Source organism: Massilia sp. CT11-108 (assembly GCF_047302915.1).
GTDB classification, from domain to species: domain Bacteria; phylum Pseudomonadota; class Gammaproteobacteria; order Burkholderiales; family Burkholderiaceae_D; genus Telluria; species Telluria orientalis.
In genome coordinates, this window is sequence record NZ_JBKYMO010001076.1 from 1 (window position 1) to 765 (window position 765).

The 765-nt window shown below is 67.8% G+C and carries 1 protein-coding gene; it reads right to left on the reverse strand.

Translation table 11 applies throughout. The features are described 5' to 3' along the window. Positions 1-186: 186 nt before the first annotated feature. Positions 187-705 (reverse strand): porin, encoded by a 519-nt coding sequence (locus tag ACEN88_RS33230; RefSeq protein WP_413346573.1) that lies wholly within the window; start codon positions 703-705, stop codon positions 187-189. Positions 706-765: the final 60 nt, after the last annotated feature.

Consider the following 765-nt stretch of genomic DNA (forward strand, 5'->3'; position numbering starts at 1 on the left):
GACCCGGTCACCACCGTCGCCGACGCCGGCTGGCTGCGCGACCGGGTTCCCGGCGCGTGCCTCGTCGCGCTGGCGGCGTCCCACATCTCCAGCATCGAAGCGGAACCGCAGTTCAGCGGCGCCCTCGCCGCCTTCCTCGCCGACTGACCAGGACAAGGCGGCAGACATGCTGCCGCCTTGCCGCCGTCAGAACGCGTGCCGCAACCCCGCCATCACCCCGCTCTGCGTCTTGCCCGGCGCCGTCGTGCCGCCCGCATCGAGCGCGATCGCGGCGCCGCCGTGGTTGTCCATGCGCCCGACGCCCGCGTACACGGCGCTGCGCACCGACAGCGCATACGTCAGGCGCGCGACCGCCAGGTTCGTGTCGTCGGGCGAGCCCTTGACGTTCTTGCGCGCCACCTGGGCATCCAGGGTCAGGCGCGGCGCGACCGGGATGCTCGCGCCGAGGTAGAACAGGTCGGATTCGGTGATGCCCGTCGCGGCATCCGTCTTGCGGTCGATGACGCCGGCGCCGATCTTCGTCGTGCCGACCATCGCCCAGCCGTTGGCCGTGATGCGGCGATCGTAGTGCGCGCTGTCCGTCAGGCCACCCGCCGCGCCCGTGTTCCCATACAGCTTGTCGTACGTGGCGTTGATGCCGTAGGCCTTCGTGTCATAGCCCAGTAGCGCCGTGTATATGTGTCTTATTAAAATATACGAGCCCACCAGACGGAGCTACATATGGTTTTGCGGGGTATGGGTTTAAAAAAAAAAAGGGGGGGGGGG